22 protein-coding genes are annotated in these 24,446 nt (G+C 63.8%); 13 read left to right on the top strand and 9 right to left on the bottom strand.

Annotation, left to right across the window (positions count from 1 at the left end; translation table 11 throughout):
* The first annotated feature begins 177 nt into the window (after positions 1-177).
* From B0G83_RS22680 to B0G83_RS22660, 5 genes are all read left to right on the top strand, one after another.
* A complete protein-coding gene (locus B0G83_RS22680; protein WP_105509783.1) occupies positions 178-1,194 on the top strand; it encodes a sulfonate ABC transporter substrate-binding protein in 1,017 nt (338 codons plus the stop codon).
* Between the two features lie 147 nt (positions 1,195-1,341).
* Positions 1,342-2,937, top strand: a complete 1,596-nt coding sequence (locus tag B0G83_RS22675; protein WP_105509646.1) for an NAD(P)/FAD-dependent oxidoreductase — start codon at positions 1,342-1,344, stop codon at positions 2,935-2,937.
* A gap of 42 nt (positions 2,938-2,979) precedes the next feature.
* Entirely contained in the window at positions 2,980-3,888 is a 909-nt protein-coding gene (locus B0G83_RS22670; RefSeq protein ID WP_105509645.1) for an SDR family oxidoreductase, read from the top strand.
* 58 nt (positions 3,889-3,946) lie between these two features.
* Positions 3,947-4,828, top strand: a complete 882-nt coding sequence (locus B0G83_RS22665) for a metal-dependent hydrolase (RefSeq protein ID WP_105509644.1) — start codon at positions 3,947-3,949, stop codon at positions 4,826-4,828.
* On the top strand, positions 4,825-5,793 hold the full coding sequence (locus tag B0G83_RS22660) for an alpha/beta fold hydrolase (RefSeq protein ID WP_105509643.1): 969 nt from the start codon (positions 4,825-4,827) through the stop codon (positions 5,791-5,793). Before B0G83_RS22665 ends, B0G83_RS22660 begins: the two co-directional genes overlap by 4 nt.
* Here B0G83_RS22660 and B0G83_RS22655 read toward each other — a convergent pair.
* On the bottom strand, positions 5,768-6,322 hold the full coding sequence (locus B0G83_RS22655; protein ID WP_105509642.1) for a putative glycolipid-binding domain-containing protein: 555 nt from the start codon (positions 6,320-6,322) through the stop codon (positions 5,768-5,770). The two genes, B0G83_RS22660 and B0G83_RS22655, sit on opposite strands and share 26 nt — an antisense overlap.
* Positions 6,323-6,613: 291 nt before the next feature.
* Here B0G83_RS22655 and B0G83_RS22650 point away from each other — a divergent pair, with 291 nt between their 5' ends.
* From B0G83_RS22650 to B0G83_RS22640, 3 genes are all read left to right on the top strand, one after another.
* Positions 6,614-7,531, top strand: coding sequence for an urea transporter (locus B0G83_RS22650; protein WP_105509641.1), 918 nt, complete (start codon positions 6,614-6,616; stop codon positions 7,529-7,531).
* A 22-nt stretch (positions 7,532-7,553) separates the two neighbouring features.
* Positions 7,554-8,330, top strand: a complete 777-nt coding sequence (locus B0G83_RS22645) for a class II aldolase/adducin family protein (protein WP_105509640.1) — start codon at positions 7,554-7,556, stop codon at positions 8,328-8,330.
* A 62-nt stretch (positions 8,331-8,392) separates the two neighbouring features.
* Positions 8,393-8,584 carry a 4-oxalocrotonate tautomerase gene (locus B0G83_RS22640; protein ID WP_105509639.1) on the top strand — a complete coding sequence of 64 codons (192 nt, stop codon included), beginning with the start codon at positions 8,393-8,395 and terminating at the stop codon, positions 8,582-8,584.
* Between the two features lie 159 nt (positions 8,585-8,743).
* Here the strand turns inward: B0G83_RS22640 and B0G83_RS22635 are convergent, their stop codons facing one another.
* From B0G83_RS22635 to garD, 7 genes are all read right to left on the bottom strand, one after another.
* Positions 8,744-9,943, bottom strand: a complete 1,200-nt coding sequence (locus B0G83_RS22635; RefSeq protein ID WP_105509638.1) for a porin — start codon at positions 9,941-9,943, stop codon at positions 8,744-8,746.
* Positions 9,944-10,019: 76 nt separating this feature from the next.
* Positions 10,020-11,372 (bottom strand): TRAP transporter large permease, encoded by a 1,353-nt coding sequence (locus B0G83_RS22630; RefSeq protein ID WP_105509637.1) that lies wholly within the window; start codon positions 11,370-11,372, stop codon positions 10,020-10,022.
* A gap of 7 nt (positions 11,373-11,379) precedes the next feature.
* Positions 11,380-11,859: a TRAP transporter small permease gene (locus B0G83_RS22625; RefSeq protein ID WP_105509636.1), complete on the bottom strand. Its 480-nt coding sequence runs from the start codon at positions 11,857-11,859 to the stop codon at positions 11,380-11,382.
* A 164-nt stretch (positions 11,860-12,023) separates the two neighbouring features.
* Positions 12,024-13,016: a TRAP transporter substrate-binding protein gene (locus tag B0G83_RS22620; protein ID WP_035556540.1), complete on the bottom strand. Its 993-nt coding sequence runs from the start codon at positions 13,014-13,016 to the stop codon at positions 12,024-12,026.
* 620 nt (positions 13,017-13,636) lie between these two features.
* On the bottom strand, positions 13,637-14,572 hold the full coding sequence (locus B0G83_RS22615) for an SMP-30/gluconolactonase/LRE family protein (protein ID WP_105509635.1): 936 nt from the start codon (positions 14,570-14,572) through the stop codon (positions 13,637-13,639).
* Positions 14,569-15,411 carry an NAD(P)-dependent oxidoreductase gene (locus B0G83_RS22610; RefSeq protein WP_105509634.1) on the bottom strand — a complete coding sequence of 281 codons (843 nt, stop codon included), beginning with the start codon at positions 15,409-15,411 and terminating at the stop codon, positions 14,569-14,571. Before B0G83_RS22610 ends, B0G83_RS22615 begins: the two co-directional genes overlap by 4 nt.
* 56 nt (positions 15,412-15,467) lie before the next feature.
* Complete coding sequence (gene garD, locus B0G83_RS22605; protein WP_105509633.1) at positions 15,468-17,057, bottom strand: galactarate dehydratase; 1,590 nt, start codon at positions 17,055-17,057, stop codon at positions 15,468-15,470.
* Positions 17,058-17,270: 213 nt separating this feature from the next.
* On the opposite strand from garD, the gene kdgD reads away from it, so the two are divergent.
* The 3 genes from kdgD (at position 17,271) to B0G83_RS22590 (ending at position 20,588) form a co-directional block, all read left to right on the top strand.
* Positions 17,271-18,188: a 5-dehydro-4-deoxyglucarate dehydratase gene (gene kdgD / locus B0G83_RS22600; protein ID WP_105509632.1), complete on the top strand. Its 918-nt coding sequence runs from the start codon at positions 17,271-17,273 to the stop codon at positions 18,186-18,188.
* A gap of 107 nt (positions 18,189-18,295) precedes the next feature.
* Positions 18,296-19,645 (top strand): MFS transporter, encoded by a 1,350-nt coding sequence (locus B0G83_RS22595; protein WP_105509782.1) that lies wholly within the window; start codon positions 18,296-18,298, stop codon positions 19,643-19,645.
* 199 nt (positions 19,646-19,844) lie between these two features.
* A complete protein-coding gene (locus B0G83_RS22590) occupies positions 19,845-20,588 on the top strand; it encodes a FadR/GntR family transcriptional regulator (protein WP_105509631.1) in 744 nt (247 codons plus the stop codon).
* A 226-nt stretch (positions 20,589-20,814) separates the two neighbouring features.
* On the opposite strand, the gene B0G83_RS22585 is transcribed toward B0G83_RS22590, so the two are convergent.
* Positions 20,815-22,398 carry an aldehyde dehydrogenase (NADP(+)) gene (locus tag B0G83_RS22585; protein ID WP_105509630.1) on the bottom strand — a complete coding sequence of 528 codons (1,584 nt, stop codon included), beginning with the start codon at positions 22,396-22,398 and terminating at the stop codon, positions 20,815-20,817.
* 248 nt (positions 22,399-22,646) lie between these two features.
* Between B0G83_RS22585 and garL the strand changes: the two genes are divergently transcribed.
* Entirely contained in the window at positions 22,647-23,447 is an 801-nt protein-coding gene (garL, locus tag B0G83_RS22580; RefSeq protein ID WP_105509629.1) for a 2-dehydro-3-deoxyglucarate aldolase, read from the top strand.
* 11 nt (positions 23,448-23,458) lie between these two features.
* The gene (locus B0G83_RS22575; RefSeq protein ID WP_146120281.1) at positions 23,459-24,373 is read left to right on the top strand and encodes a 2-hydroxy-3-oxopropionate reductase; all 915 of its coding nucleotides are present in this window, start codon (positions 23,459-23,461) and stop codon (positions 24,371-24,373) included.
* The last annotated feature ends 73 nt before the right edge of the window (positions 24,374-24,446 follow it).

The following is a 24,446-nucleotide window of genomic DNA, read 5'->3' as shown; positions in this document are numbered from 1 at the left end:
GTTGGTGGGGCGCCACGTCCATGCGACGATCCCTGAACGTCGCCGCGACGTGTTTCCCAGCGCTGGCGCCTCCCTGTACTTCAAGTCACGTCCTCTCACATGACTCGCGTGCACACGGACCGCGCTGACGAAGCCCGGCCGGCGCAATCACAATCGCACGCCATGGAGATTCGCCGCATGACCCGTCACGCCCGTTTTTCGCTTCACGTCGCGGCCGCTTTGCTGACGGCATTCACCACCTTCACCACCTTCAACGCCACCGCGCAGTCAGGCGGCAATCACTCCCACGACGTCAGCGACTCCACCCAAGTCCTGCGCATCGGCTACCAGAAGTCCGGCCTGCTCGCGATCCTGAAGGCCCAAGGCTCGCTCGACGAACGGCTCAAACCGCTCGGCTACAGCATCAAGTGGTTCGAATTCCCAGCGGGACCGCAACTGCTCGAAGCGCTGAACGCGAACAGCGTCGACTTCGGCTATACCGGCGCGCCGCCGCCGGTGTTCGCACAAGCCGGCGGCGTGAACTTCGTTTATGTCGGCGCGGAGCCGTCCGGCGAGCACGCGGAAGCAATTCTGGTGCGAAGCGATTCGACGCTGCGCAATGTCGCCGATCTCAAAGGCAAACGGATCGCGCTGCAGAAAGGGTCGAGCGCGAATTATCTGCTGCTCGAAGCGCTGAAAAAAGCCGGCCTGCGTTACGACGACGTTCGTCCGGTTTACCTGGCGCCCGCCGACGCGCGCGCGGCATTCGAAAGCGGCAGCGTCGACGCGTGGGCGATCTGGGATCCCTACTATGCGTCGGCACAGCAGACGTTGAAGGCGCGCACCCTGGTGGACTACACGGGTCTCAACGCTGCCTACAACTTCTACGAGGCCACTCGCGACTTCGCCCAGCAGCATCCCGAGGTCGTCGGCGCGATTCTCGGGCAATTGCGCGCGGCCGGCCTGTGGGTCAACGCGCATCCGGTGGAAACCGCCGCGCTGATCGCGCCAAAGGTGGGCCTCGACCCGAAACTGGTCGAAACATGGGTGCGCCGCTATCCGTACGGCACCACCATCGTCACCGACGACATCGCCCGCTCGCAGCAAGGCGTCGCGGACGCCTTTTACGGCGCTCACCTGATTCCTCGGAAAATCGCCGTGAAGGACGCCGTCTGGCAAAACCCCGTTGCCACGGCGACGCTCGCGGCCAAATAGACCCACCGCCAACAGCCCGACCGATCGCAGCGTGCGGCCGCTCCTAGAGTCGGACATCTAACCGGCTTCTTGCGTCATCCGTTACTCGCCTCTATTGTTACATCAACCAATGTAACAGTTAAGACGGTAAAAAAGGAGACGGATCGGATGAACGCACGCATGACGCCCCACGAGGCCGCCGCAGAGGCATCCGCGCCGGTCGATACCGACATCGCCATCATCGGCTCCGGCTTTGCGGGGCTCGGCATGGCGATTCGCCTGCGGCAAGCCGGCCTGACCGACTTCATCATCGCGGAAAAGGCCGCGTCGGTCGGCGGCACCTGGCGCGACAACCACTATCCCGGTTGCGCTTGCGACGTCCAATCGCACGTCTATTCGTTCTCCTTCGCCCCGAATCCGCACTGGACCCGCATGTTCGCGCGCCAGCCGGAAATCCGCGGTTACCTCGAGGAATGCGCGCAGCGCTTCGGCGTTCAGCGTCATGTGCGTTTTGGCCATGAACTGGCAAGCGCCACTTACGACGAGATCCGCCACCGCTGGCAACTGACGTTCGCGAACGGCCGGCAATGGTCGGCGCGGGTGCTGATTTCGGCGATGGGCGGCCTGTCGCGCGCCGCCCTGCCCGACATTCCGGGGATCGAAAAATTTCGCGGCAAGACGTTCCATTCGCAGCAATGGGACCACGGCTATCCGCTCGACGGCAAACGTGTCGCCGTGATCGGCACCGGCGCGAGCGCGATCCAGTTCGTGCCGCAGATCGCGCCGCGCGTCGCGCATCTGGAATTGTTCCAGCGCACCCCGCCGTGGATCATGCCGAAGGCCGACCGCCCGGTGAAGCCGCTCGAACAGTGGCTCTTCAAACATGTGCCGTTCACGCAGAAGATCATGCGTTCGGCGCTGTACTGCATGCTCGAATCGCGGGCGCTCGGTTTCGCGATTCATCCGTCGCTGATGAAAACCGCGCAGAAGGTCGCCGAGCGGCATCTGCGCCGCCAGGTGCCCGACCCGCAACTGCGCGCCACGCTGACGCCGAACTACACGATGGGCTGCAAGCGCGTGCTGATTTCCAACGACTACTTCCCCGCGCTGTCGCGCCAGAACGTGGCGGTGACCACTACCGGCATCGCCCGCATCGAGGAAGACGCGGTGATCACGACCGACGGCGCGCGCCATCCGGCCGACTGTCTGATCTTCGGCACCGGCTTCCAGGTCGCCGATCCGTTTCCGCCGGGTGTGGTGCGTGGGCGTGGCGGCGTCGATATCGTCGATACATGGCGCGATGGCGCGCATGCGTATCTGGGCACCGCGTTGCCGGGCTATCCGAACTTCTTCATGGTCGTGGGTCCGAACACCGGGCTCGGCCACAACTCGATGGTGTTCATGATCGAGTCGCAGGTCGAGTACATCCTGCGCGCGCTGCAGACGATGAACGCCGAACGCGCCGCCGCGATCGAAGTGCGCCCGCAGGTGGAGCGCGCCTATAACGAGCGCATCCAGCAGAAGCTCAATCGCGCGATCTGGTCGACCGGCGGCTGCAAAAGCTGGTACCTCGATCCGAAGACCGGCAAGAACACCACGCTGTGGCCGGGGTTTGCGTACAAATTCCGCCAGGCCACCAGCACCTTCAGCATGGACGATTACGTCGCCTATGCGCCAGCGCAGCCACCGATGGGTGAAGCGATGCATGGACCGCTGGGAGCGCCGCTGGATGCGCCGGTCGCCGCGTCGGCGGAAGCAACCTGATCCGGACAACAACAACGACAACGTTGAACAGGAGATAAGCCAATGAAAAACTTCACCGACAGAGTGGCCGCGATCACCGGCGCAGGCTCGGGCATGGGCCGCTCGCTCGCGATTCGACTGGCGCGCGAAGGCTGCCATCTCGCGCTCGCCGACCGCAACGCCGCAAGCCTCGCCGACACCGCGCAACTCGCGCAAGCCGCCGCGCCGCAGATCGTCGGCGCGCCGCTGCTCATCACCACGCGCGTGCTCGACGTCGCGGACCGTGCCGCGATGGTCGACTGGGCCGCGGAAACGGCCGCGCAGCATCGGCGCGTCAACCTCGTGTTCAACAACGCGGGCGTGGCGCTGTCCAGCACGATCGAAGGCATGGACTACACCGATCTCGAGTGGATCGTCGGCGTCAACTTCTGGGGCGTGGTGCATGGCACGAAAGCGTTTCTGCCGTATATCAAGGCCTCGGGCGCGGGGCATATCGTGAATACGTCGAGCGTGTTCGGCCTGTTCGCGCAGCCCGGCATGAGCGGCTACAACGCCACCAAATTCGCGGTGCGCGGCTTCACCGAATCGCTGCGCCAGGAACTCGATCTGATGAAGTGCGGCGTGTCGGCAACCTGCGTGCATCCCGGCGGCATTCACACGGGCATCGCGCAATCGAGCCGGATCGCGCCCAACATGGTCGGCTTCATGCTGGAAAACGAACAGCAAGGCAAGGACGACTTCGAGAAGTTCTTCATCACCACCGCCGACGAAGCCGCGCGCGTGATTCTCGACGGCGTGCGCAAGAACAAACGCCGCGTGCTGATAGGACGCGATGCGCGCGCCGCCGACTGGCTCGCGCGCACCTTGCCGGCGGCGTATCAGGCGCTGGTCGTGATGCAGGCGCGCCGCATGAAGCGTCTCGCCGAAAAACGCGCCCGCCGCGCCGCGCAGATCGACGGCAGGCGCGTATGACACGCGTCACTTCATCAACCGCTTCGACAGAACGTTCAGGATCACAAGGAGAAAGGCCATGATGCCGGTTCGCCGCGACCTCCGTTTCAACCTGCCGCCGGAACGTGCCTGCGACTGGCACGTGCAGGGCTCGCATGTGACACACTTCTTCAACGCGTTGTCGCTGCTATTTCCGGCGGGCGAGCGTTTCTTCATGGATAGCGTGCGCAACTATCGCGACCAGATCGACGACCCCGTGCTGAAGAAACAGGTGCTCGGCTTCATCGGCCAGGAAGCGATGCATACGCGCGAGCACATCGAATACAACGACCTGCTGCAGGAAGCCGGACTGCCGGCGCACAAACTCGACAAGCGGCTGTGGGCGATCCTCAACTTCGGCCGTAAAGTGTTGCCGCATTCGTATCAGCTCGCGGTCACCGTTTGCCTCGAACACTACACGGCGATGCTGGCGGCCCTACTGCTGGAAGACGCGACGCGCATCGGCGGCTCGGTGGAAGGCTATGCCCAGATGTGGACCTGGCATGCGCTGGAGGAAACCGAGCACAAGGCCGTTTCGTACGACGTGTGGAACACCGTGCTCAAGCCCGGCCTCGGCCGGTACCTGCTGCGCACCGGCACCATGCTGGCCACCACCTTCACGTTCTGGTTGATCGTGTTCGACTTCCACCTGCGTCTGCTGATCGCCGACCGCAAACGCGGCGGCCATATTCGCGGCATGTGGCGAGTCGTCAAATATCTGTACGGTCCGCGTCATGGCGTGTTTCCGCGGATTGCCGGCGAATGGCTGAGCTTTTTCCGGCCCGGCTTCCATCCGTGGGATCACGACAATCGCGCGCAGCTGGCGCGGATCGACGGTCTCGTCGCCGCCGTCGACGCCACCAATGCGAGCCTCCCGAGCACCCGCAAAGCCGCGCGGCGCGGCGCCCAGGCGGCCGCGTGATACGCGACACGCTGGCGGTCGTGGCCGGCGACGTGCGGCTCGCGGTCTACGTCAGCGGGCCGCGCGACGCGCCGCCAATCGTGCTGGTGCACGGTTATCCCGATTCGGCTGCTGTGTGGGAACCGGTGCGCGCGCAACTGGATGCGCGCTACCGCGTTATCAGTTACGACGTGCGCGGCGCGGGCGCCTCCGAAGCGCCGGCCACGCGCGGCGCTTACCGGCTGGAACGTCTGGCCGCGGACCTGCTGGCGGTGGCCGACGCAACCTGCGGCTCGCGGCCGTTTCATCTGGTCGGCCACGACTGGGGATCGATTCAGAGTTGGGAGGCGGTAGCCGATCCCGCGTTCAAAGGCCGCATTGCGTCGTATACGTCGATTTCCGGGCCGTGTCTCGATCACGCGTCGCTCGGATTGCGCGGGGACGATGATGCGCAGATAACGCAGCAGACCGCGGATCAAGCGGCGCATCAACCCGTCAAACGCCCGTTCGGCAGCGGTCTGCGGCAAACGCTCAAGTCCTGGTACATCGTCTTTTTCCATCTGCCGTGGCTGCCGGAGCTGGTGTGGCGCGCCGGCGGCGCCCGCTTCTGGCCGCTATGGCTGCGCGTGACCGAACGCATGCGCCCTGAGCGCGACCCCGCGCAAACGCGCAACGCGCTCAACGGTCTGAATCTGTATCGCGCGAATTTCATCGACAAATTGCTGCGGCCGCGCTCGCGCCATGCGCATGCGCCGGTGCAGTTCATCGTGCCGCTGCGCGACCGCTATGTCGGGCCGGCGCTATCGCTCGGGCTGGAGAGATGGCTCGGCCCGTATCAGCGCACGGAGATCGATGCAGGCCATTGGGTCGTGCTGCGCGAACCCGAGCGGATTGCCGCGCTGGTCGAACGCTTTGTCGAGCAGCACCGCGCCGGTCTTGAAGAGACGCCCGGCGCGACGATCAGCGCTCGCGCGGCAGGCGTGTGAACAGCGTGGGATAGTCGATCACGAGACCGTCTTCGTCGACCGTCAGATTCGCCGTGAAGTTGCGGAACAGGCCTTCGTAGCGATATTCACGGTTCAGCGCAATGCACGCATACGCCTGCTCGGCGCGCGTGACCTGCAAATCCGGCGTCGAGATATACGCCACCGAAATCGGCTGACGCGCGCCTTCCGCCAATTGCAGACGCCGGATCGGCAACGTGTTGGTGTAAGGCGTGGCGGCAATGTCGATGTCGATGCAACCATCGAGCGCGCTCAGCACGAGGCCGTGACCGTCGCGCCAATGGCCCTGACCGTCGCCGTGCAATTCGAGCTCTGCGCCGCCGACGATCTTCAGCCACGCATGCGTCGTGCGCCATTGCACGTCGCAGCGCACCGTGTAGTGCAATCCATACGCCTTGCCGTAGCGCTGTCCGACCACCACGCTTTCCACCGCGAAGCCGTCCTCGCGGACGTCGAACGCGAGATGTTCGATTCCTTCGCCCTCTTCCGAAGTCCATCGTAGTTCACGCATGGCCTGCCTCCTTTTGAAACGGCGCGGCCCGCATGCATCGGGTTGCGCCGGGTGTTCGCCGGGTTCAGGGGTTTCCTATCCCGGCGCGAAAGCTTTCGGTTCGCCGACACAGCGTTGCGCACGCCCATGCAGCGAGCAAGGTGTCGCAAATAGCCACTATCAACGCCCCGCGATGCCCGCGGCGGCGCCGCTAGCCTATGCTCGCGGTTCCGCTCCATTCCGACCTGGCCCGCACCTGACGCTTGAGTGTCGTGTCGCGCGCGTCGTCGAATTCATACCACGCCTGAAACCATGCACGCCGCCTCGACCCAAGCAAAATCCGCCGCCCTGCGCACCCTGTTGCGCAGTCTCGGCCAGATCGTGCTGCAGCCGAATGCGTTCACCGGCGCGTGCCTGCTCGCCGGATGGCTGCTGGCCGACCCGCGCCTCGCCTGCGCGGCGCTGATGGGCGCGACCGCGGCCAATGTGAGCGCCATGCTGGCCGGCTATCGGGAAGCCGATACGCGCGATGGACTGCACGGCTTCAACGGCGCGCTGGCGGGTCTCGCCGCGTTCAATTTCATCGCCGACAATGCGACGGCCGCCGCCGTGGCGATTCTCGCCGCGACCGCGACCGCGTGGTTTCTCGAACCATGGTCGCGCCGGCTGCGCGCGAACGGGCTAGGCGTCTTTTCCAGCCCGTTTCTGATTGTCACATGGCTTTGGCTGCCGATGATGACGAGCGGCGCACCGGTGGCAACCCAGGCGGTCACGCAACCGTTCATGGCAACGCAATGGCTGAACGGCCTACTTGGCGCGCTCGCACAACCCGGCTTTGCCTCGGGCGCACTGCCGGGCCTGCTTGTGCTGATCGGGATCGCTGCGGCGTCACGCAGGCACGCGCTGTGGGCGCTGACCGGCAGCGCGCTCGCCAGCATGGCGCATGTGTGGCTCGGCGCCACGGCGAGTTCGCTCGACGCGGGCCTGTTAGGATTCAACGGCGCGCTGACTGCGATCGCGCTGGCCGATTGCGGCGCCGCGGCAACGCTCAGCGGCGTAGGCGTCGCGGTGCTGTTGCAAGCGGTGGCGAGCTACTTCGGCTGGCCGGCCATGACGGCACCGTTCGTGCTCGCGAGCTGGAGCGTGCAATGGTTTCGGCATCGCTTCACGCGCGGTGCCGTGGCGCGAGACGCGATGAAACGCATCGATCGCTCTCGGCAACTTTCCTGATTGAATGGGACTGGAGACAAACATGTCTTTCACTCATGCCCCTGCCGGCCGTATCGCCGAAACGGGACCGCTGTCCGAAGCGGAGCAACAGACGCGCGTCGACCTCGCCGCAGCGTATCGTCTCGCCGCGCTCAACGGCTGGGACGATCTGATCTACACGCATATCTCCGCCAGCGTGCCCGGCGAACCGGGCCACTTTCTGATCAATCCGTTCGGCCTCGCCTTTGACGAAGTGTGCGCGTCGAACCTCGTCAAGATCGATATCGACGGCAACATTATCGGCAAGAGCGAGCATCCGGTGAATGCGACCGGCTTCGCGCTGCACGCCGCCGTTCACGCGGCGCGCGCGGACGCGTTCTGCGTGATGCATCTGCACAATACGGCCGGTGTGGCGGTGTCGGCGCAACCGGCCGGTTTGCTGCCCGCATCGCAACACGCGCTGCGCTTTTATGGCCAACTCGCCTATCACGACTACGAAGGCCTCGCGTTCTCACCGAGCGAGGGCGAGCGTCTCATCGCGCATCTCGCCGACAAACCCGCCATGCTGCTGCGCAATCACGGCACGCTGACCGCCGGTCGCACGGTGGCCGAAGCCTACGTGCTGATGGCGACACTGCTCAAGGCATGTGAAATCCAGTTGCAGGCGCAAGCATGCGGCGCGGAACTGGTGGTGCCGAGCGATGCGATCGCGGCGCGTACCGCCGAACAGCTTTACGATGGCGGCGCTATTGAAGGCGCGCTCGAATGGCCTGCGTTGCTGCGCAAGCTCGATCGAATCGATCGCGCTTATCGTCACTGACGTCCTCACGGAACTCGCGCCACACGGCCCGCGTTACCTCAATTCTTTAACGGAGTCATGTCATGCCCACGTTTCATATCGAACTCTTCGAAGGCCGCACGGTGGAACAGAAACGCCAGTTCGTCGAAGCCATCACGAAAGCGACCTGCGAGTCGCTCAACGTCGAACCGAATTCGGTGGACATAATTTTGACCGACGTGAAACGCGAAAACTGGGCAACGGGGGGGCGTTTGTGGTCGGACGCCGAGGCTTGAGGCGTGGCTTGAAGGTTGCGTGAGCACCTAACCTGTCGTCCAGAATTCCGCGCGCATTGCACGCGCAGTGAGTACAGCGCCGCGACGCTTGTCTGAAACGCGTCGCGGCGGCGGCGTAAAGCGCACAATCACGTCCTACGCCGCCACTAAAAGCACCGCTTAGAACTTGTGGATAATACCCACGCCCGCGGCGAACTGGCTGCGTGACGACGACGGTGCGCTGTTCTGACCGTCGCCGATATCGGCCGTTGCGTTGATGATGCTGGTGCCGTTCGTCGCCAGCGTCTGGCCGCCCGCGCGCTGATACGCCTCGAGCGCGTACAGACCGGTACGCTTGGAGAGGCTGTAGTACTGCGACAGGTTGAACTGCTGATAACGCGCCGAACTCGTAATGCCGTTCGCCTGCGTGGCGCGCGTATAGCTATAGCCAGCAGCCAGATCCAGCGCCGTCACCGGACGGTAGTGCAGCACCGCGCCACCCGTGTTGAAGATCGCGGTGGTGTGGAACGGCGAATTGATGCCCGCCACGTACTGCACGTTCGAGTACGAGAACGACACGTCCCATGACGAGCTGAACGCGTAACCGCCGGTCACGGCCACGCGTTGCTGCGCCGCCGATTTCTGATAGCCGTTGTTGATGCCCGACACACCCGCCTGCGCGCCCGCGTTCGACGTCGTGGAATCCGCACCCCACGCGCCGCCGCCCGGCGTCGAGTTGTTGATACGCTGGAAGCCCACCGCGATACCGAACGGACCGGTAATGTATTGCAGCGCCGCGCTCCACGTCGAACCGGCGTTCAGGCTGCCTGCCACACCGCCCAGCGAGTACGAACCGCTTGCCGTGAAACCGTAGAAATTCGGCGACGTGTACACCAGCGAATTGTTCGCGCGGTACAGCGTGTCGAGCGAATCGATATCGCCCGGGTGCGCGCCGTAGGCGCCGGTCAGCCACGTGGTCGGGCTATACGGCGACAGCAGCGTGTAATACGACGTGTACTGGCGGCCGGCCGTCAACGTACCGTACGTGGTGTTGGCGACGCCCACATACGCCTGGCGGTTGAACGCCAGACCGGAAACGCCTTGCGCGCCAGTGGCGCTGTTGAAGCCCTCTTCCAACTGGAAGATCGCCTTGGTGCCGCCGCCCAGATCCTCACCACCCTTCAAACCGAAGCGGCTACCCGCCCAGATCCCGTTGACCATCTTGACCGCCGAGCGACCGCCCGAGGTCGACCCGAGCGACGTCTGACTGCTCTGATAACCGATCCCGGTATCGACGATCCCGTACAACGTCACGCTGCTCTGAGCGTGCGCGCCAAGGGCGACCAACCCAAGCGCAGAAGTTGCTAGTGCCTTTTTCATTTGTGCTCCTCTGTTGAAAATTATTTTTTGATTCACGGCGCCGCGCGGGCGCCGCCGAGTGTGAATATGAATCCGCTCAGAACACCGGGTGGCCATTGATCAGGCTCGGCAGCCAGGTCGAAAACATCGGTACATAGGTGACGATATTGATCGCGCTGAAAATGGCCAGGTAGTACGGCCAGGCCACCTTGGTGGTCTCGCCGATCGACACGTTGCCGATCGCGCAGCCGATGAACTGCACCGAACCGATCGGCGGATGCACGAGGCCTAACGAACAGTTCAGCAGAATCATGATGCCGAACTGCACCGGCCCCACGCCGGCATGCATCGCCATCGGCAGGAACAGCGGCGTCGTGATCAGGATATGCGCCGCCATGTCGACGAACGTGCCCAGGAAAACCTGCAGCAGGTTGATGTACAACAGCATCAGCCACGGCATGCTGGTCGCGCCGTCGAGCATGCGTTCGATCGCGTCCGGAATCTCCAGATAAGCCATCTGGTAACGCAGCATGTTCGACACGCCGATCAGCAGCAGCACCACGCCGGTCGTCTTCGCCGCTTTCGAGAGTGCGTGGAACAGCTTCTTCATCGTCATCGAGCGATACACGACGACGGTCAGCACCAGCGAATAGAACACGGCGATCGCTGCGGCTTCGGTCGCGGTAGCAATGCCCTTGGCGACACAGAACAGAATGATCGCGATCACCATCAAACCGGGCACGGCGCCGACGAACGTTCGGGCCACCGCGTACCAGCCGGGGAATTTCTGCAGTTCGGTCGAACCGTCGGGACGGCGCGGATAACCGTACTTGACCGCTTGCCAGTACGCGGCGAGCAGCACGAAGCCCATCACCCACAGCACCGGCAGCAGACCGGAGAACAGCAGATCGCCGATCGACACACCGCTCATCTGGTGACCGTTCAACGTGCCCGTAATGCCCTGGGCCGCGAACGCGTAGATGATCATGTTCGTCGAGGTCGGCATCAACGCGCCCACCAGCGACGAATGGGTCGTCACATTGACCGCATAGGCCGCGCTGTAGCCTTCACGCTTCATCAACGGAATGACCACGCCGCCCATGGCCGACGTATCCGCCGACGGTGAACCGGACACCCCGCCGAACAGCGTGCAGGCGACCACGTTGGCCATGCCGAGGCCGCCGCGGAAATGCCCGACGGCGGCTTGCGCGAAACGCAGGATGCGGTCGGCGATGCCGCCGTGCAGCATTAGCTCACCGGACAGAATGAAGAACGGCACCGCGAGAAACGAAAAGCCGTTGATACCCGAAATCATCGCCTGCATGGCGGTGGCCGCGGGCAGGCCTTCGTACAGATAAGTCAGGACGCACGACAGTCCCAACGCGAACGAAACAGGAACCCCGAGAACGAGAAAGACGAGGAAACTGACGGCGAGAATGGCAAGTTCCATGATTGCTCTAGTTGTGTTTCTTGACGAAAAGCGCGAGCAGGTTCTCGATCGAGAACAAGGCAATGCAAACGCTGGCAACGACCGGAATGCAATAGCGCACGCCTTCGGGCAAACCGAGAATCGGAATCCGGTCTTCCATGGTGGTTTCGGCCATTTGCAGACAGCCGAAGAAAATCGCCACGGCCAATGCGATCAGACAAAGATGTTGAAACGCGGCCGCCATCACCTGCCCTTTCGGCGGCAGCTTTGTGACCAGCGAATCGAGCCCGATGTGGCCGCCCTCGCGCACTTTCAACGCGGCGCCGAACATGGCGATGACGATCACCAGCAGCAGCGCGATGGGCTCGACGAAATCGGGCGCGTCGTCGAAAACGTAGCGCATCACGACGCTATAGATCACGAGCAGGCTGAGCACGGCAAGACTCACCGACGCCACGATAACCAGCGCGTGAAACAGAAAATCATTTGGGCGCTTTATGAATCTCATTGACCCCATCCTTTTACCGCGGACCTGTCTTTAATAAATCAGCCATTCATGTCGACTTCCTGCGCGCGGTGTGGCGTGGCACGGCACACGGAGTAAAAGCCCAGCAGGTTCGTCTGCCAGGCTTATCCCACGGCGGCTGTCACGCTCCGCGCGACTCGCAAGCCTTATTTGATGGCCTGAATCTCGTCGACGATCTGCTTCATTTGCGGGGTCTTTTCGTATTTCGCCCAGACCGGCTGCATCGCCTTCACGAACGCGGCGCGATCGATCTGCGCCGCCGGAATGATGGTCGCGCCGCCCTTGGTGACCGTCTTCGCCGCGTCGTTCTCACGCGCGGTCCAGAGCTTCTGGTAGTACGGCACCGAGTCGGCCGCAGCCTTCTTGATGATGTCCTGCTCTTGCGGCGTCAGCGTGTCCCACACCTTCTTCGAGAACACCAGGACTTCCGGCGTCATGGAATGCTGGGTTTCGGAATAGACGTTCGCCACTTCGAAGTGCTTGGTTTCTTCGTACGACGGCAGGTTGTTTTCCGCTGCGTCCACGAGACCCGTCTTCAGGCCCGTATAGACTTCGGCGAACGGCATCGGCGTCGGCGTGCCGCCCATCGCGCGAATCTCGTCGACCATCAGATCGGAAGGTTGCACGCGCACCTTCAGGCCCTTCATGTCGGCCGGCGAATGAATCGCCTTCTTCGCGTAGATCGAACGTGCGCCGCTCTCGTAGAACGTGAGCGCGATCATGCCCTTCGCCTTGAAGGCGTCGAGAATCTTCTGACCTTCCGGGCCATACATCACTTTGCGGAAATGGTCGATGTCGCGGAACAGGAACGGCAGCGACGGAATCATCGACTCGGGAACGATCTCGTTGAACGCGGCGCCGTTGGCGCGCGCCATGTCGAGCGCACCGATGCGCACCTGATCGACCGTGTCGTTTTCGGAGCCCAGCGCGCTGTTGCCGAACACCTTCACGGTGTCCTTGCCGCCGGTGGCCTTGCTGATCTCGTCACCCATGTATTTCACGGCCATGTTGGTCGGATAGGTGTCGCCGTGCACGTCCGAAACACGGAACACGCGCGCTTCAGCCGACGCGGCACTGAAGGCCAGCACCGACGCGGCAACGATCATCGAAACACGGGAAGAGGCGAACTTCTTGTTCATCGTGACATTCCTTGTAAATGGACCATCCAATCGATTGGCCGATTGCGGAGGGCTGCTAGCGGAAGGCCAGTACGAATGCGGTATGGCTTTACTGCGTCTCCCGGCTTCGCGCTCGCTCACCCGTGCGGGCAGCGGACGCTTCGCCGTGCTGGTCTGTGCACTGTCCCCGGCACCGATTCCAGCACTCCTGTCAGACAACTCGACATCTTTTACTTTTACTTCGACTGCCTCGGCACGCCGCGCTGCGGCCACCTTGTCCTGCTGTTGTCCTTAAATTCGAGAAAGGAATTTGTTTGGGCTCGTATGTTGTACGACGACATACGAAGTCTATAAAACACAGTTTGAGTTGTACAGACGGTATTTACCCGCAGAATTGAGCGCGCCGGTAGAGATGACTCAAGCGCCGCAACGCCAAGGCCTTATGGCCGCTGCAGCCGAGCTGACATGGGCGGGAAGGCGTCTCGCGACGCGCCGTTTACTCGTAGGAGACTGCGGCTCGAATATGGCGTGAATGTGGCGAGCATGCCACACAGTCATACGACGAGTGATGAATTGAAGTGTGTGCAGAGAAGTGCGCCGGGCAGGAATTCACGCCCAGCGCGTCACGTTTGCAGCGTCGCTTACAGGACGCCCGCGTATTCAGGTTCCGGCAAGCCGGTAACGCCGGGGCGCACGGCGAATAGGTGCCCGTCGTGCTCGGTCGCGCCCGTTGCGGGCCGGATCGAGGTCACGAACAGCGTATCGAGGTCGCGGCCGCCGAACGCGCACATGGCCGGCTTGACGGCCGGCACGACGATCTCGCGATCCAGCTTGCCTTGCGGCGTGAAGCGCAACAGTCGGCCCGCGTCGTTGGCGCAAATCCAGTAGCAGCCGTCGGCGTCGACCGCAGCGCCATCGGGACGGCCCACGTAGTGATGCAGATCGGCGAACACGCGCCGGTTGCGCGGCTCGCCGGTGCCGATGTCGTAATCGAATGCCCAGATCTGGCGGCGCAGCGGATGCGAGTCCGACAGATACATCGTCGCGCCGTCCGGCGACCACGCCAGGCCGTTTTGCGTGATTAACGCATCGACCACCGGCACGGACAGCACGCCGCGCTCGTCGAAACGATAAAGCGCGCCGGCCGGCCTGGCCAGTGACATGTCCTGCACCATCGTGCCGGACCAGAAGCGCCCCTGGCGATCACACCGGCCGTCGTTGAAACGCATGTCGTCGCAGGCGAAGGACGGTGCGGCGAGCCGATGCGCTTCGACCTGAAGCGATTGACCGTCGGCCGTTGCGGTGTCGCCCAGCGTGACGGCGAACAGCCCTGTTTCGCAACCGGCCAGCACGGTGCCGTGACGATCGAACGCGATGCAGGCGACCTTCTCCAGCAAGCGCCATTCGGAGCGCTTACCCGCCTCCAACGCCAGGCGTACGATCTTTTGCGCGGGGATATCGACCCAGTAAAGCGCCTGCTCCGCCGCGCGCCACACCGGACTTTCGCCGACCATCGCGGGCGCCTGGCCCGCGGCCTCGACACGCTCCACTTTCGGATGGGCCGCCGCGGCGCTCATCGCTTCGGCTCCATCGGACCGGCAAGTATGAACGCGCCGCCCTGGAAACGCTGGGTCGGATCGTCGAGATCGGCGGTCGGCGCGCTGACCGGAAACAGATGCTCGAATTCGACCGAGCTGTCTTGCGGCCGAAAACCGAGGAACGCGGCCTTCGTGTTATCGACCCACTTGGTGCGGTTATCCGACACGCCGTAGACGATCGCGTGACCCACGCGGTTGGTGAACAGCGAGCAACGCACCAGCTCGATAAAGTCGCGATAGCTCAGAAACGTCACGAGCATGCGTGGATTCTTCGGCTGCTCGAACGACGAACCGATCCGCAGGCACACGGTCTCGAGCCCGAAGCGATCGAAGTAATAGCGCGAAAGCGATTCGCCGAAGCACTTCGTCACGCCGTACAGGGTATCGGGACGCAGCGGTGCGTCGATATCCACCACCTCCGTCACCGGATGAAAACCCACCGCATGATTCGAGCTCGCATAAACGATGCGCTTCACGCCCTGCTTCTGCGCCGCCGAATACAGGTTGTAGAGACCGCGAATATTCGCCTCGATCAGATCTTCGAACGGCGCCTCGACGGAAATGCCGCCGAGATGAATCACCGCGTCGACGCCGTCGAGCAGCGCGTGAACCGCGGCCTCATCGGCGAGATCGACGATCGACGCTTCTTCGTGCGCCGCTATCTCGCCGAGCGGCGCGATATCGGTCACGCGCACGATATCGGCCCACGCAGCGAGCGCGCCGCGCAATTGCTGGCCAAGGTTGCCGGCAGCGCCAGTAAGCAGCAGACGGCGGAAGGGTTTCTGTGCCGCGGAGTGAGCAGGATTCGAATCGGTCATGTCGTGATAGAAGTGTGATTGCGCTGCAGCCAGCCAGCCCCCCCCCCCCCGGCCGCTCAGGTCACCGGCGCCGGATTGAACAGCGTCAACGCATTGTGAAGCTTGAGTTTTTCCGCGCAAGTTTGCTTGCGTCCGCTAGCGACGTCGAGCATCAGCCGGAACAGTTCCCAGCCCACGTCTTCGATACTGGCCGCGCCGGTGGCGATCGTGCCGGCGTTGATGTCCATCAGATCGTGCCAGCGGCGCGCCAGATCGGAACGGGTGGCGACCTTGATGACGGGCACTTCGGCGAGGCTGTACGGCGTGCCGCGGCCCGTGGTGAACACGTGCAGATTGATACCGGCGGCCACCTGCAGCGTACCGCAGATGAAATCGCTGGCCGGCGTGGCCGCGTAAATCAGCCCTTTCTGGCGGACCTTTTCGCCCGGCGACAACACGCCGGAGATCGCCGAATTACCCGACTTGATGATGGAGCCCATCGCCTTTTCGACGATGTTCGACAGCCCGCCCTTCTTGTTGCCGGGCGTGGTGTTGGCGCTGCGGTCGGCGCCGCCGCGCTTCAGATAATCGTCATACCACTGCATTTCGCGGATGATTGCCGCCGCCACGTCCGCATTGGCCGCGCGCGCTGTGAGCTGATCGACGCCGTCGCGCACTTCGGTGACTTCGGAGAACATCACGGTCGCGCCGGCCCGCACCAGCAGGTCGGTCGCGAAGCCGACCGCGGGATTCGCGGTCAGCCCGGAAAACGCGTCGCTGCCGCCGCATTGCACGCCGATCACCAGATCGGCCGCGGGGCACGTCTCGCGACGGCGATTGTTCAGGCGCTTCAGATGCCCCTCGGCCATTCTCATGATCGAGTCGATCATCGACTGGAAGCCGACGTGCGCGTCGTCCTGCAGCACCACCACGTCGCCGTTCAGGTCGGCCTCGACGTCGCCGATGTCGGCGATTTCCGCGACGTTCGCGGCCGCCGCGATCGGAATCGTGCCGGGCGGCATCAGACGCTCGGGCTGCAACTTCTCGCAACCGAGGCTGACCATCATCACCTCGCCGCCGAAGTTCGGATTCAGACTGATGTTGCGCACGGTGCGGATCGGCACCATCGCGTCGGGCGCGTCGATCGCGACGCCGCAGCCGTAGGTGTGGCCCAGGCTCACCACGTCGTCGATATTCGGATAGCGCGGCAGCAATTCGGCCTTGATGCGCGTGACCGCATGCTGCACGACGTCGGCCACGCATTGCACGGTGGTCGTGATCGCCAGAATGTTGCGCGAGCCGACCGAGCCGTCCGCGTTGCGATAGCCCTCGAACGTGAAGCCTTCGAGCGGCGGCATCTCCGGTGCCTTGATGGTGGCGATCGGCAGGTCTTCGAGTCCGGGTGGGCTCGGCATGCGGATCACGTGCTCGTTGATCCAGCTACCCTTGGGCAACGCCTTCAGCGCATAGCCGATCACCACGTTATAGCGGATCACCTCGTCGCCTTCGGCCAGATCGGCCAGCGCGACCTTATGGCCTTGCGGCACGCGTTCGCGCAGCGCAATGCCGTCGGGGAAAACGGCGCCCTCGCCCAGACCGCCGTCGTTGACGACGATCGCGACATTGTCATTGGGGTGAACGCGAATGTAGAGCGGAGATTGTTCCATTGCATCGATCCTCATGGCGCTGCACGCGCACTGCGCCAGCTATTCATACGTCATCCTACAACATGAAAGATTGCGTGGACGTTCCGTATTTACCCTATGGCGTGCATTATGCCGCGAAAACCCCGTTGAGTTAGACGATTTGTTGTTGTACGATGACGTATAAGAAATCTCCATTTCGACAAACAACCCCATACCGCCGCCTGGATATTCATCATGACGACACCGCAGGAACTCAAGCAGATCGTTTCGGAAGGCCTTCTCTCCTTCCCCGTCACCGACTTCGACGAACAAGGCGATTTCCGCGCCGATACTTATGCCGAGCGCCTCGAATGGCTCGCGCCGTACGGCGCGTCGGCGCTGTTCGTGGCCGGCGGCACGGGTGAATTCTTCTCGCTCACGCACGACGACTATTCGAACGTGGTGCGCACCGCCGCCGAAGTCTGCAAGGGCAAGGTGCCGATCCTCGCCGGCGCGGGCGGCCCGACGCGCGTCGCGATCGCTTACGCGAAAGAAGCCGAGCGCCATGGCGCGAACGGCATTCTGCTGATGCCGCACTACCTGACCGAAGCCTGCCAGGAAGGGATCGCCGCGCACGCCGAAGAGGTCTGCAAGTCCGTACCGAACATGGGCGTGATCATTTACAACCGCGCCAATTCCAAGCTTAACGCCGACATGCTCGAAGGGCTGGCGGAGCGCTGCCCGAACCTGATCGGTTTCAAGGACGGCGTGGGCGAGATCGAAAACATGGTGACGATCCGCCGCCGTCTCGGCGACCGCTTCTCGTACCTCGGCGGCCTGCCGACCGCCGAAGTCTATGCGGCGGCGTATAAGGCGCTGGGCGTGCCGGTGTATTCGTCGGCGGTGTTCAACTTCATTCCGAAGACCGCGATGGACTTCTACCGCGCGATCGCCGCGGACGACCACGCCACCGTCGGCAAGCTGATCGACGAATTCTTCCTGCCGTATCTCGCGATCCGCAACCGTCGCGCGGGCTACGCGGTCAGCATCGTGAAGGCCGGCGCGAAGCTCGTTGGCCACAGCGCCGGCCCGGTGCGCGCCCCGTTGACCGACCTGACCGAAGAAGAAATGGCGAAGCTCGACGCGCTGATCAAGACGCTCGGCCCGCAGTAATCGCGCGGCTGACTGTCGATGGCCAGAAGCGCCCGGGACGGTAACGTCGCCGGGCGTTTTTTGTAGCGCGGCAGCGCGCCGCCCGCATAACGATTCAGGAGATGACGATGGAAATGAGCCGGATGGCGAGTTCCGCCCATGCCGCGAAACGCACGAAGGTCCGCTACGCGATCCTGCTGCTGATCTTTCTGATCACCACCTTCAACTACGCGGACCGCGCGACGCTGTCGATCACCGGCTCGGCGATGCGCGGCGAGTTCGGCCTCGACGCGATCCGGATGGGTTACATCTTCTCCGCGTTCAGCTGGGCCTATGTGCTGTCGCAATTGCCTGCCGGCTGGCTGCTGGATCGCTTCGGCGCACGGCGCGTCTACGCGGCGAGCATTTTCTTCTGGTCGCTCTTCACGCTGCTGCAAGGCACGATCGGCTTGCTGGGCAGCGCGGCCGCCGCCATTACCGCCCTGTTCGTGCTGCGCTTCGCGATGGGCGTGGCGGAATCGCCGGCGTTTCCGGCCAATGCCAAGGTGGTGGCGAGCTGGTTCCCCACCACGGAACGCGGCACGGCGTCGGCCATTTTCAATTCGGCGCAATATTTCGCGGCGGTCGTGTTCACACCGCTGATGGCGTGGCTCACCCACGCGTTCGGCTGGCACATGGTGTATCTCGTGATGGGCGTGACCGGGCTGCTGCTTGCCCTCACGTGGCTGATGGTGATGAAGAATCCCGCCGACCATCCGCGCGTGTCGCGCGCCGAGCTCGACTACATCGAACAGGGCGGCGGCGTGGTGAACGGCCACCAGAAAGCCCGGCCCAACGACATCGCACAAGCCGGCGGCTGGTTCCTGGTGCGTCAACTGCTCAGTAATCGCATGCTGCTCGGCGTCTATCTCGCGCAGTACTGCATCAACGTGCTGACCTATTTCTTCCTGACGTGGTTTCCGATCTACCTGGTGCAGGCGCGCGGCATGACGATTCTGCACGCGGGGCTGGTCGCGTCGTTGCCGGCAATCTGCGGCTTCTCCGGTGGCGTGCTCGGCGGCATTCTGTCCGATGGGCTGATCCGGCGCGGCCATTCGCTCACCGTCGCGCGCAAGGTGCCGATTGTGGGCGGCATGCTGCTGTCGGTGTGCATCATCGGCTGCAACTATGTGTCGACCGACTGGATCGTCGTCGCGCTGATGTCGCTCGCGTTCTTCGGCAAGGGTATCGGCGCGCTCGGCTGGGCGGTGGTCGCGGATACGTCGCCGAAGGAAGCGCTCGGCTTGTCGGGCGCGATCTTCAACATGTTCGGCAACGTGGCCGGCATCGTCACGCCGATCGTGATCGGCTACCTCGTGGCAAAGACCGGCTCGTTCAACGGCGCGCTGGTGTTCGTCGGCGTGAACGCGCTGCTGACCGTGTTCAGCTATCTCGTGATCGTGAAAGATATCCAGCGGGTCGAGTTGAGCCGCGGCTAGTCTGCCGCGCGGTTATCGTACTTCCACGGCGGCGGCGGCAAACGCGCCGACGCCCCGCCAGGCTTGCAGGAGCGCGCCACCAACAGCGGTGATGGCGGCACGGCTGAAAATGATCTGGCGTTTATATAATCAGTCGTCAGACGACGGTATAATGATACGTACAAGTGTCTGCAACTATCTGATTTGAGGGGCGTTTTCGATGGCTACACCACTGGCATCCGCGGCACCGCCGCGACGCGCTCGCAATCTGGCCGAGTTCGTCGTCAGCTACGTCACCGAGCAGATCGCGTCCAACGCCTTGAAGCCCGGCGACAAACTGCCGACCGAATCGCAGTTGATGGTCACGCTGAGCGTGAGCCGCACCGTGATTCGCGAGGCGATTTCCCGCTTGCAGGCGGGCAAGGTCATCGAAACGCGTCACGGCATCGGCAGCTTCGTGCTGGAGCCGCAGCGCGAAAAGCTGGGCATCGACATGGTGCCCGCCACCACGCTACGCGACGTGCTGTCCATTCTGGAGCTGCGCATCAGCCTGGAAACCGAATGCGCCGGACTGGCCGCGCAACGCGCCAAACCCGACGACCTCGCGCGCATGCGCACCGCGCTCGACGCGATCGAGGCCACGCGTCACAACGGGCTGGACAGCGTTGACGCCGATTTGCAGTTCCACATCTCGGTGGCGCGCGCTACCGGCAACCGCTACTTCGTCGACATCTTGACGCAGATGGGCAGCGCGCTGATTCCGCGCAACCGGCTCGATTCGGCGGGGATCGCGCGCGCGGAACCGGACGCGTATCTGTCGCTGGTCAATCTCGAACACGAGAGCATTCTTGAAGCGATCTCCCGGCACGACGCGGAAGGCGCGCGCGCGGCCATGCGCATGCATCTGTCGAACAGCCGCGAGCGGTTGCGGCGGGCGAATGAGACCGCCGAGGCGAATAGCTGAGGCGTTATTGACGCTAGTGGCGAAAAGGCGAAAAAAGCCCGTGATTTCGTTGTCGGAATCACGGGCTTTTTGTTTGCGCGGGCGGTGCGGAGGTCATCCGCCCCATGCACGCGAAGTTCGCTGCGAGGAAAGCTTCTCAACTCGGATTCGGGCATTGATAGGATTAGCCGCAACCCAATCAGTCGAGTGATAAGCGCTTGAGAAGCTTATCACTCGCATTCGCCACTCAGCTCCGCGTGATCTCCCCATCGCGGCGACGCCACAAGTCCAGCGGATTCGCGTCGGCCAGCGCTTCAGGCAGCAATTCCGCCGGGAAATCCTGGTAGCACACCGGCCGCAGGAAGCGCTCGATCGAGGTCGTCCCCACCGACGTCGCGCGGCTATCCGAAGTCGCCGGGAACGGACCGCCATGCACCATGGCATGCGAGACTTCGACACCGGTCGGGAAACCGTTGACCAGAATCCGCCCGGCCTTGCGCTCCAGAATCGGCACCAGCTTTTGCGCCGCCGCCAGATCCGCACGATCCATCTGCAATGTGGCCGTCAGCTGTCCTTCCACATGTTCGGCCACGGCCAGCATTTCCTGCTCGTCCTTGCAACGCACGATCGTCGAGGTGGGTCCGAACACTTCGTCTTCCAGCGCCGGCGTGGCGAGGAACGTTTGAGCGTCGGTCACGAACAACGCGGCGCACGCCTGCGTCGGGCCGGTCGCGTCGACGCCATGCGCCACGGCCTCCACGCCCTGAATTGCCGCCAGCTTGCCTTCGCCGGCTTCATAAGCCGCATGAATGCCCGACGTCAGCATGGTCTGCGCCGGCTTGCCGCTCAACGCGCTGGACGCCGTGGCGATAAAGCCCTTGAGCGCGTCGCTGTCGACGGCAATCGCGAGACCCGGATTGGTACAGAACTGCCCGGCGCCGAGCACCAGCGAATCGACGAAACCGCGCGCAATGCTCTCGCCGCGCTCAGCCAGCGCGCCCGGCAGCAGAAACACCGGATTGATGCTGCTCATTTCGGCGTAGACCGGAATAGGCTCGACACGCGCCGCCGCGATACGCATCAGCGCAACACCGCCCGCGCGCGAACCGGTGAAGCCCACCGCCTTGATCGCCGGATGCGCGACCAACGCTTCGCCAATCGCATTACCTGCGCCGACGACCAGCGAGAACACACCCTCGGGCAAGTCCATTTCCTGCGCGACGCGCTGGATCACCCGGCCGACCATCTCCGAGGTACCCAGATGCGCCGGATGCGCCTTCACCACCACCGTGCAACCCGCCGCGAGCGCTGCCGCGGTATCGCCGCCGGCCACCGAAAACGCCAGCGGGAAATTGCTGGCACCGAATACCGCGACCGGGCCGAGCGCAATCTTTTGCATCCGCAGATCGGAGCGCGGCAGCGGCTTGCGCTCCGGCAACGGCGAATCGAGCGTTGCCGCGAGCCACTGCCCGGCGCGCACCACTTGCGCGAACAGCTTGAGCTGGCCGGTCGTACGGCCGCGCTCGCCCTCGAGGCGCGCCTTCGGCAACCCTGACTCCTGCTGTGCACGCTCGATCAGCGCGTCGCCCAGCGCCGTGATGCCATCGGCAATGCGGTCGAGAAACTCGGCGCGCACCGCGAGCGGCAAATGCCGGTAGGGTTCGAACGCCTGCTGCGCGAGCTCGCAGGCTCGTCCGACATCCGCCACTGAAGCGCCGCCGAAGACCGGCTCCGCGATGTCGGCACCCGTGGCAGGATTGAACGCATGCAGGGATTTTTCCCCGCCGCGCACGGCTTGGCCACCGATCAGCATTTCGCCGGTAATAGACATTTTGCTTTCCTTAAAAGACCGCTTTAGATATAAGTTATCCTACAACACGGAGAGGGTTACATGCAACCGGAACTACCATTGCTACGGCGGATTCGGGTATACGTGGCCGTTACAACCTGAAGGCTCAATGCTAATCTGCCTATAGACATACGACGACCTATAACTCAAGCGATATCGCTCGAGTGCCGTGCTCAGGACGGGTCGTCGGCCGGAGCTTGCCCGATCCATTGCCGTTCGAGGAGATATCCATGCCCGCCGTCGCGCCCTACCAGGCTCTACCCAACAGTTTCCGCCGCGCCGTTCGCGCCGGCGACACCCTGATCGGCTGCTGGGCGTCGCTGGCGAGCCCGGCCGTCACGGAATTGCTCGGCATCATCGGTTTCGACTGGATGCTGCTGGACGCCGAACACGCGCCCAACGATGTCCTGACGCTGATCCCCCAACTGATGTCGCTCAAGGATAGCGCGAGCGCCCCGGTCGTGCGGCCGCCGGCTAACGACAGCGTGTTCATCAAGCGGCTGCTCGACAGCGGTTTCTCGAACTTCCTCGTGCCCTTCGTCGAAAGCGCCGACGACGCGGCCCGCGCCGTGGCCGCGACGCGTTATCCGCCGCAAGGCATTCGCGGCGTATCGGTGAGCCATCGCGGCAATCGCTACGCCACCGTGCCCGACTATTTCCAGATCGCCAACGACAACGTCTGCGTGGTCGTGCAGATCGAAAGCCGCAAAGCCGTCGACGCGATCGACGAGATTCTCGCGGTCGACGGCATCGACGCCGTGTTCGTCGGCCCGTCCGACCTCGCGGCCGCCTACGGCCACCTCGGCAACCCGAACCACCCCGACGTGCAACAGGCGATCGCCTACGTGTTCGAACGCGCGCAGGCCGCGGGCAAGGCGAGTGGCATCCTCGCGCCGGCCCAGGCCGACGCCGAACGCTATCTCGCGATGGGCTGCCGCGTGATCGCGGTCTGCGCGGACATCGGGTTGCTGAAAAACGCCGCGCAGACGGTTCAACATCACTTTATGCAGAAACAGGCGGGCCAGGCATAAGCGCGGCCGCCATGACCTCTTGGGAGCACTCCATGCAAAAAGCAGGCTTTATCGGACTCGGCATCATGGGCAAACCCATGGCCGCCAACCTTCTCAAGAACGGCGTGACGCTCGCCGCCTTCACGCGCAGCGGCGTGCCCGACGACCTCGCCCAAGCCGGCGCGCTCGCGTGTGACAGCCCGGCCGCGGTCGCCGCGCACGCCGACGTGATCTTCATCATGGTGCCGGATACACCGGACGTCGAACGCGTGCTGTTCGGCGAACAAGGTCTCGCCGACGCGTTGCACGCGGGCCAAACGGTGGTCGACATGAGCTCGATTTCGCCGATGGCCACCCGCGAGTTCGCGGCCCGCGTGCGCGAGCGCGGCGCGGACTATCTGGACGCGCCGGTGTCGGGCGGCGAAGTCGGCGCCAAGGCCGGTTCGCTGACCATCATGGTGGGCGGCGAAAACGCGAGCTTCGACCGCGTCAAGCCGCTGTTCGACATGATGGGCAAGAACGTCACGCTGATCGGCGCGGTCGGCGCCGGCCAGGTGTGCAAGGTGGCGAATCAGGTGATCGTCGCCGCGACCATCGAAGCGGTCGGCGAAGCGTTGCTGCTCGCCTCGAAGGCTGGCGTCGATCCGGCGCGCGTGCGCGAAGCGCTGATGGGCGGCTTCGCGTCGTCACGCATTCTCGAGGTACATGGCGAACGCATGACTAAGCGCACTTTCGACCCGGGCTTCCGGATCGAACTGCACCAGAAGGATCTGAACCTCGCGCTGTCGACCGCGCAGGCGCTCGGCGTGTCGCTGCCCAACACCGCCACCTGCCAGGCGTTGTTCAACGCCTGCGTGGCGCACGGCGGCAAAGCGTGGGACCACTCCGCGATGGTGCGCGCGCTGGAAATTCTGGCCAATCACGAAATCGGCCAGCCGGCCGCTTAAGCCGCGAACGTTTAACCGTAGCACCGCTCCCCCTGCTCTATGCAAATGGACAGGATGGATCGGTGCGTGCGCA

The organism is Paraburkholderia sp. BL21I4N1 (assembly GCF_002973525.1).
Classification (GTDB): domain Bacteria; phylum Pseudomonadota; class Gammaproteobacteria; order Burkholderiales; family Burkholderiaceae; genus Paraburkholderia.
This window is presented reverse-complemented; position numbering and strand designations above follow the sequence as displayed.

What these genes read in the sequence shown, in the direction of transcription:
- B0G83_RS22680 (WP_105509783.1), top strand. Translation starts at nt 178, where the DNA reads ATGACCCGTCACGCCCGTTTTTCGCTTCACGTCGCGGCCGCTTTGCTG.
- B0G83_RS22675 (WP_105509646.1), top strand. Translation starts at nt 1,342, where the DNA reads ATGAACGCACGCATGACGCCCCACGAGGCCGCCGCAGAGGCATCCGCG.
- B0G83_RS22670 (WP_105509645.1), top strand. Translation starts at nt 2,980, where the DNA reads ATGAAAAACTTCACCGACAGAGTGGCCGCGATCACCGGCGCAGGCTCG.
- B0G83_RS22665 (WP_105509644.1), top strand. Translation starts at nt 3,947, where the DNA reads ATGATGCCGGTTCGCCGCGACCTCCGTTTCAACCTGCCGCCGGAACGT.
- B0G83_RS22655 (WP_105509642.1), bottom strand. Translation starts at nt 6,322, where the DNA reads ATGCGTGAACTACGATGGACTTCGGAAGAGGGCGAAGGAATCGAACAT.
- B0G83_RS22650 (WP_105509641.1), top strand. Translation starts at nt 6,614, where the DNA reads ATGCACGCCGCCTCGACCCAAGCAAAATCCGCCGCCCTGCGCACCCTG.
- B0G83_RS22645 (WP_105509640.1), top strand. Translation starts at nt 7,554, where the DNA reads ATGTCTTTCACTCATGCCCCTGCCGGCCGTATCGCCGAAACGGGACCG.
- B0G83_RS22640 (WP_105509639.1), top strand. Translation starts at nt 8,393, where the DNA reads ATGCCCACGTTTCATATCGAACTCTTCGAAGGCCGCACGGTGGAACAG.
- B0G83_RS22635 (WP_105509638.1), bottom strand. Translation starts at nt 9,943, where the DNA reads ATGAAAAAGGCACTAGCAACTTCTGCGCTTGGGTTGGTCGCCCTTGGC.
- B0G83_RS22630 (WP_105509637.1), bottom strand. Translation starts at nt 11,372, where the DNA reads ATGGAACTTGCCATTCTCGCCGTCAGTTTCCTCGTCTTTCTCGTTCTC.
- B0G83_RS22625 (WP_105509636.1), bottom strand. Translation starts at nt 11,859, where the DNA reads ATGAGATTCATAAAGCGCCCAAATGATTTTCTGTTTCACGCGCTGGTT.
- B0G83_RS22620 (WP_035556540.1), bottom strand. Translation starts at nt 13,016, where the DNA reads ATGAACAAGAAGTTCGCCTCTTCCCGTGTTTCGATGATCGTTGCCGCG.
- B0G83_RS22615 (WP_105509635.1), bottom strand. Translation starts at nt 14,572, where the DNA reads ATGAGCGCCGCGGCGGCCCATCCGAAAGTGGAGCGTGTCGAGGCCGCG.
- B0G83_RS22610 (WP_105509634.1), bottom strand. Translation starts at nt 15,411, where the DNA reads ATGACCGATTCGAATCCTGCTCACTCCGCGGCACAGAAACCCTTCCGC.
- garD (WP_105509633.1), bottom strand. Translation starts at nt 17,057, where the DNA reads ATGGAACAATCTCCGCTCTACATTCGCGTTCACCCCAATGACAATGTC.
- kdgD (WP_105509632.1), top strand. Translation starts at nt 17,271, where the DNA reads ATGACGACACCGCAGGAACTCAAGCAGATCGTTTCGGAAGGCCTTCTC.
- B0G83_RS22595 (WP_105509782.1), top strand. Translation starts at nt 18,296, where the DNA reads ATGGAAATGAGCCGGATGGCGAGTTCCGCCCATGCCGCGAAACGCACG.
- B0G83_RS22590 (WP_105509631.1), top strand. Translation starts at nt 19,845, where the DNA reads ATGGCTACACCACTGGCATCCGCGGCACCGCCGCGACGCGCTCGCAAT.
- B0G83_RS22585 (WP_105509630.1), bottom strand. Translation starts at nt 22,398, where the DNA reads ATGTCTATTACCGGCGAAATGCTGATCGGTGGCCAAGCCGTGCGCGGC.
- garL (WP_105509629.1), top strand. Translation starts at nt 22,647, where the DNA reads ATGCCCGCCGTCGCGCCCTACCAGGCTCTACCCAACAGTTTCCGCCGC.
- B0G83_RS22575 (WP_146120281.1), top strand. Translation starts at nt 23,459, where the DNA reads ATGACCTCTTGGGAGCACTCCATGCAAAAAGCAGGCTTTATCGGACTC.